This window comes from Nocardia sp. NPDC060220, from assembly GCF_042727815.1.
Taxonomy (GTDB): Bacteria; Actinomycetota; Actinomycetes; order Mycobacteriales; family Mycobacteriaceae; genus Nocardia.
Genome location: NZ_JBHWZY010000444.1, coordinates 1 through 5,682, shown reverse-complemented (window position 1 = coordinate 5,682; position 5,682 = coordinate 1). Strand labels below are relative to the sequence as shown.

Sequence of the window (5,682 nt, the reverse complement as noted above, 5' to 3'; positions counted from 1 at the left end):
GTTTCCCCGCGCAGATCTCTGGTGAGGCCGTTGCGGATGATCGCCGCCTCGAACTGCGCGCCTCGACCCTCGTCCGCGGCGGCAGTGCCGTCCGCGCGACGTTTGTAGGCGGGGGAGGCGATGACGAGGACGAAGTCCGCGTTGGTCAGTTGCTCGATGGCCCACAGCGACCAGTCGCGGCGCTCGTAGTCGTCCCAGGCGTCGAGCCGGACGTCGACGCCCGCCTCGCTGCGCAGGAATGTGCTGAACTCGCGCACCAGTTCCTTGTGCTGGGGTGAGTCGTGCGAATAGGAGACGAACACCCGGGGAGCCACGTTGTCGGAAGCCGCCGGGGTGGTCGCGTCCTGCTCGGTACTCACTGGAGCGCGGTGGGCTGCTCAGCAGCCCGTGCCGGTGCCATCGTTGTCCTGTTCTTCATTTCTTCCCTTCTGATAGACGTCCCGAATACGTTCTGCCCGAGCGGAATACGATTCACAGACACCACGATCTCCACCCGTCCGAAACCGGTGACGGCCCAGAATGGTAGGCGACCGGGACCGTGTTCCGGGCCGCATCGCGACAGGAATTCACCACACCGGATCCGGCGCGGCGTGTAGCGCCCGCGCCAACCGGGATTCCGCCGGAACGGTCAGGTCCCAGGTGAGGGGCAGCGGGAGTATGCGGTGGTGTCGGTGGTCGATACCGAAGCGATCCAGCAATGTCGATCTACCGCTGTCGAATTCGTCGGTGCGCTCGGCTAGCACAATCGGCGCCTGTGTCGGATACAGCAGCGGGAACAGCAGCGTCAACTCCAGTCCCGCCGTGCGCATCACCACCGTGACATGGACGACTCCCTCGACATCGGCAGTTCTCGGTGTGGAGGCCGAGGTGCCGAGTGTGGTCGCGAGACTGGTGCAGTCGCGACCGACCGGCAGGATCTGAACTCGGGCGGGACGGACCTCGACCGTCCCCAGCGGGGTCGGCACCGAGACGAAGACCGACAGGAGGCCGTGGGGCAGCAGCACCTGGTGGTCTCTCGTGCGCTGATTCTGGTGCGTGACAATGGGAGTGACGTACCTTCCGAGCCAGGGGGTCAGGCGGAGGCAATCGGTGAAGGCTGCCAGGTCGTCGACCGAGGGATGCTCCGCGCCTTTGGCGTGCGAGTGCACGATTCCCTTGAGTTCGAGGTCGGGCTCGGTTTCTTCTATTCGGGTGAGTGCCCGCCGGAACGCGGGCGAGATGCGGAAGGTCGTCGCGGTCGAGATCGCGTCCGGGTCCGGAAGGAACGCCGTGATCAGGGGCAGCCCCAACGGGCCGAGCAGTCCGCCTCCCCGTTCCGGCGGGTGGGCGGCGACGTGCCGGTCGATCGAGGTGAGGACGGAGTCGACGAGCGAGACGTGGCGAAACACCCCGCTCACGCGCCCCGGTGGACATCGCGCCGGGACCTGTTGCGGTCCACGGGTAGTCGATGTCGCGCCATCGCGGTCGCCGCGTCGAACGTCTCGGTGGTGACCTGCGAGAACTGGCGGTCGAGGAGTTCTTCTGTTCTGTCCACCAGCAGAATTCGCCCGTCGGTGTCCAGCACCAGACCGTACGGATGGGACGGAGCGGCACTCGCCCCCGCCGTGGTGTCGTCGAAGGGGTTATGTTCCAGGGATTTCGGTCGACTCATCGCATCGGACACGGTCGTCTCCTTCGGTAGACTGAGCCGTCATGCCAGCACGATCGAGGTGCGAGGCGCCTGGGGTTCTGGAAAGCTCTCGAAAACCCTGAGCGGTGCTGTGCGGTCCGAGCAGGAGGCTGACGATGGGCGGCAGGGAGAGAACGCCGGAGATGGAACGATTCGCCGGTGAGCTGAAAGCCGCCGCACTGCGAGCCGAGAAGACGCACGGTCGAGTGGAATGCTCGCGAATAGCCAAGCAGCTCAACGTTTCTACGAGCAGTGTGTACGCCTACCTGAAGGGAAACACGCTGCCGAGCACTGGGCGTCTCGACATACTGCTGGCGGCGCTGCACATCTCGGGGGCCGATGCCAAGCGGCTGACCGATCTGCGCGACACGCTCGAGATCGAGCGGCGCGGCGAGTCCGGCGATATCACGAGAACCGCCGATGACGGTCGCGAGCCCGAGCCCGAGCCCGAGCCCGAGCCCGAGCCCGAGCCCTCGGCACGGGTAGTGAACCAGCACACCCACCTGCCACGCGACATCGCGGTTCTGCACGGTCGCGAACGCGAACTCGACCAGGTGATCGCGATAGCGGGTGCCGGTAGCGCGGTCTGTGTGCTGTCGGGTCTCGCAGGTGTGGGCAAGACCGCCCTCGCGGTTCGCGCAGCCCGACGTTTGCTGCCCCGATTCCCCGACGGCTGCCTGTTTCTCGACCTGCACGGTTACGCCGCAGGGCCGGTCGTGGCAGCGGAAGTGGCCGCGGGAGCGCTGCTGCGCCAGCTGGGTCTCGCTCCTGAATCGGTTCCCGCTCAACCGGATTCGCGGATCTCGCTGCTGCGGGAGATGCTCGCCGCGGGGCAGTATCTCGTCCTGCTCGACAATGTCTTGGACGCGGCCCATGTAGCGCCGCTGCTGCCGGGAGCGGGCGCCTCCGCGATCCTGGTCACCAGCCGCGGCACGCTCAACGGACTCGACGAGGTGGACCGAGTGCCGATCGGACGGCTGGCGGACGCGGATTCGGTAGCGCTGCTCGATCGCCTCACGGGCGGGCTGCCCGCTGAGCGCACACCGACTCCTCAGCAGAGCGCCGCGATCGCACGGCAGTGCCACGGCCTGCCGGTGGCTGTGCGGATCGCCGCGGCGATCTTGCGCAGCGAGATGTGGCCGACATCCGCGGAAGGGGGCGCCGAGCCCCGGGTCGAACTGGAGATGCTGCACGACGGCGATCGCGATGTCGAGACTTTGTTCGAGTACTCCGTGGCTCGCCTGCCAGCGGATTCGGCGCGCGCGTTCACGGTGCTCGGCCTGCACCCGGGAACGAGTTTCGATCTCGGGAGCGGCGCGGCGCTGATGGGCGTCGAGCCCTCGGCGATGTGGCGGCACCTGCGCCTGCTGGTCGAGGTGAGTCTGCTCGAACCCGACGCGCGCGGGCGATACCGATTCCACGATCTGTTGCGCGACTTCGCGCGTCGTCGCGCCGCCACGTACTTCGACGATGTCACCACGCGGGCAGCCGTCACCCGCCTCGTCGACCGGTACACCGTGTTCGCCGATGGCATGGACCGGATCCTGACCCCGTCTCGGCACCGCGCGCAGATGGCGCCCAGCTCGCCCTGCGTCGACGCGCCGGTGTCGACCTACCCCGAGGCCATGCAGGCGATGACCGCCGAACGCGACAACGTGGCTGCCGTGGCACGTGCCGCGACCCGGTACGGGCTCGACGAGCAGTGCTGGCAGCTCGCCTTCGCGGTGCGTGGGTTCGCGTTCATCACCAAGGACATCGAGTTGTGGACCGAGACCCATCGGCTGGCCGTAGCCGCTGCGGTCCGGGCCGGCAATCACTACGCGGAAGCTGTGACCTGCAACAATCTCGGTCTCGCCGCGATGACCGCCGGTGACGACGTGGCCGCTGCGGCGCTGTACGAGCGAGCCCGGCTGCTGTTCGTGCGTCTCGGTGATCGGCACGGCGAACACACCGCTGTGGCCCACCAGGCATGGGTGCACGTGCGCAGGCGGGATTTCGCGGAGGCGCTGGAGCTCAGCCTCCGCGCACTCGCGTTCGTCGACGTGCACGGCACTCCGCGCAACAGGGCCATCCTGTTGCGTGATACCGCCCTCATAGAGGTGAACCTCGGCCGATTTCTCGACGCCGTGCCGAGGCTGCTGAACGCGTCGGAGATGTTCCGGACGTTCAACCTGTTCGTCGACGAGGCCATGACCTCGAATGTGCTCGGCGACGCCTATCTGGCGCTGGACGATCTCGCGGACGCGTGGGAGGCCTTCGACCGCGCTGTCGCGCTCGGGCGCATGGCGGGCAGTGCCGTCGAGCAGGCTCGTGGCCACGACGGGCTCGGGAAGGTCGCGGTCGCCCGGGGTGAACCGGCGGTTGCGCGACAACACTGGCGCATCGCGATCGATCTGTGCACCCAGGTTCGTGACACTGCTCGGGTCGCGGAGATCGCGGCCCGAGCCGAGAAGCTCGAGTCTCGTTCAGTGGGGACGACGACCCCTGTCGAAAGTCGGCTGGAAAACTCTGTAATCGCCTGAACAGCAGCACTATCCCGCTTCGGCCTCGTCGTCACTACGGTGAAATCCGTGAACATGGTCGCCACTCTCATCACGGCCGTGACGACCGTCGCGGTCGCCGGACTCGCCTACCTGCTCAACCAGCGCGGCCAGCTCGCGCAGGAACGCCGACAGGCGCGATTGCTCAGGATCAGCAGGCAGATTCGTGAGCTGTACGGTCCGCTGCACGTCATGGTCGACATCAACGAGCGCATCTGGGAGAAGCTGCGTGAATCGCAGTTGCCCGCCGCGTCCCATCGCCGTCCCGACCTCGCCACCGACAACTGGCGTCGGTGGCGCGACCACGCGTTGATGCCGGTGAACCGGGCAATGCGTGATCTGATCATCGAACACGCCGATCTCGTACCGGATTACCAAGTTCCGGAACCGCTGCTGACGTTCTGTTCGCATGTCGCGTCCGTCGAAGTGCAACTGGCCGCCGAATCCGACGGCGTGCACGTTCGGTCCCTGGTACCGCACCCGGGTGCGACCTACGTGCGCTATGTGCGCGACACCTACGGACAACTCAAAACCGAACAACAGAAGCTGGTTCGCGCGGTGGATTGACCCGACCGACCGGAATTCAATTCCGAACGGTATCGATTCGGGCGGTCCAATTTCGCCGATCAGGTTGCGGCAGAACAAATAGTGACGTATTTATCTACCCGGTGAGTGTGCTGTCGGCAACGCTGCCGCGAACAGCGCCACCACTGTCATGAATCTGGACTGGAGCATGTCGTGAGTTTCATCAAAGCGAGGCGATCGCGATGGCTGGCCGCCACGACGGTGTCGGCCTTGGCCGTCGCAGCTCTCGCGAATGCCGAAGGCGCGTTGTCGTTTCTGGAGCGACTCACCTCGGCGACCTCGGCATCGCCGGACCCGACGTCGACGGACGAGCACGCGCTGCCCACCGCCGCGCCGACGCTCACCACGTCCGTCACTTCCACGTCGAAACTCGTGTCCCCGACGGTTGCGCCCTCCGCCGGGTGGTACGAGCTGACCTCGTACCGATCCGTTACCTGGAACAACGGATTCGACCCGGTCGATCCGGTTCGGATCGGTTCGGCGAGCTTCCCGAGCAGCATTGTCGGGTACTACCCGTCCACGACGTCGGACCCGATGAACCGCGCGATATGGACGGTGGGCGGCAAGTGTGATCGCTTCTCGGTCTGGATCGGCAAGGACGCCGATTCCGCGTCGTCCGACGGTGTGGGCCGTTTCGTTGTGCAGACCGATGATCGAGAGGCCTTCGCGGGCGAGATGTCGATGGCGGACGCCGCCCGCGAGGTCGACCTCGACATCTCCGGTGTCGTCCGGCTGACGTTGCTCGACACGAGGCGATCCCAGGATGCCAAGAATGCGTGGGGAAAGCCCCGGGTGCACTGCACTGAGCCACCCGGTCGCAAGCGCTGAGCAGGCGTCGGCGGGGTAATTCGTTTCGTCAAAGTTACTACTTCAGCAAACTATCGGCTG

Annotated in this window: 6 protein-coding genes; 3 read left to right on the top strand and 3 right to left on the bottom strand. The window is 66.2% G+C overall.

Going from position 1 to position 5,682, the window contains the following annotated elements:
* The 3 genes from ACFWF3_RS21995 to ACFWF3_RS21985 form a co-directional block, all read right to left on the bottom strand.
* Positions 1–359 (bottom strand): SEFIR domain-containing protein (locus tag ACFWF3_RS21995; RefSeq protein WP_379315088.1); only part of this gene is annotated, 359 nt, incomplete at its 3' end.
* A 207-nt stretch (positions 360–566) separates the two neighbouring features.
* A complete protein-coding gene (locus tag ACFWF3_RS21990; RefSeq protein ID WP_379315087.1) occupies positions 567–1,397 on the bottom strand; it encodes a Mov34/MPN/PAD-1 family protein in 831 nt (276 codons plus the stop codon).
* On the bottom strand, positions 1,394–1,663 hold the full coding sequence (locus ACFWF3_RS21985; RefSeq protein WP_379315086.1) for a hypothetical protein: 270 nt from the start codon (positions 1,661–1,663) through the stop codon (positions 1,394–1,396). The genes ACFWF3_RS21990 and ACFWF3_RS21985 overlap by 4 nt, the downstream gene beginning before the upstream one ends.
* A gap of 122 nt (positions 1,664–1,785) precedes the next feature.
* Between ACFWF3_RS21985 and ACFWF3_RS21980 the strand changes: the two genes are divergently transcribed.
* The 3 genes from ACFWF3_RS21980 to ACFWF3_RS21970 all read left to right on the top strand — a co-directional run bounded on the left by ACFWF3_RS21980 (position 1,786) and on the right by ACFWF3_RS21970 (position 5,622).
* Entirely contained in the window at positions 1,786–4,191 is a 2,406-nt protein-coding gene (locus ACFWF3_RS21980; protein WP_379315085.1) for an NB-ARC domain-containing protein, read from the top strand.
* Positions 4,192–4,239: 48 nt separating this feature from the next.
* Positions 4,240–4,776 carry a hypothetical protein gene (locus ACFWF3_RS21975; RefSeq protein ID WP_378990338.1) on the top strand — a complete coding sequence of 179 codons (537 nt, stop codon included), beginning with the start codon at positions 4,240–4,242 and terminating at the stop codon, positions 4,774–4,776.
* A gap of 171 nt (positions 4,777–4,947) precedes the next feature.
* The gene (locus ACFWF3_RS21970; RefSeq protein WP_379315084.1) at positions 4,948–5,622 is read left to right on the top strand and encodes an NPCBM/NEW2 domain-containing protein; all 675 of its coding nucleotides are present in this window, start codon (positions 4,948–4,950) and stop codon (positions 5,620–5,622) included.
* The last annotated feature ends 60 nt before the right edge of the window (positions 5,623–5,682 follow it).

Coding starts and splice junctions, on each gene's coding strand:
- ACFWF3_RS21980 (WP_379315085.1), top strand. CDS start 1,786: ATGGGCGGCAGGGAGAGAACGCCGGAGATGGAACGATTCGCCGGTGAG.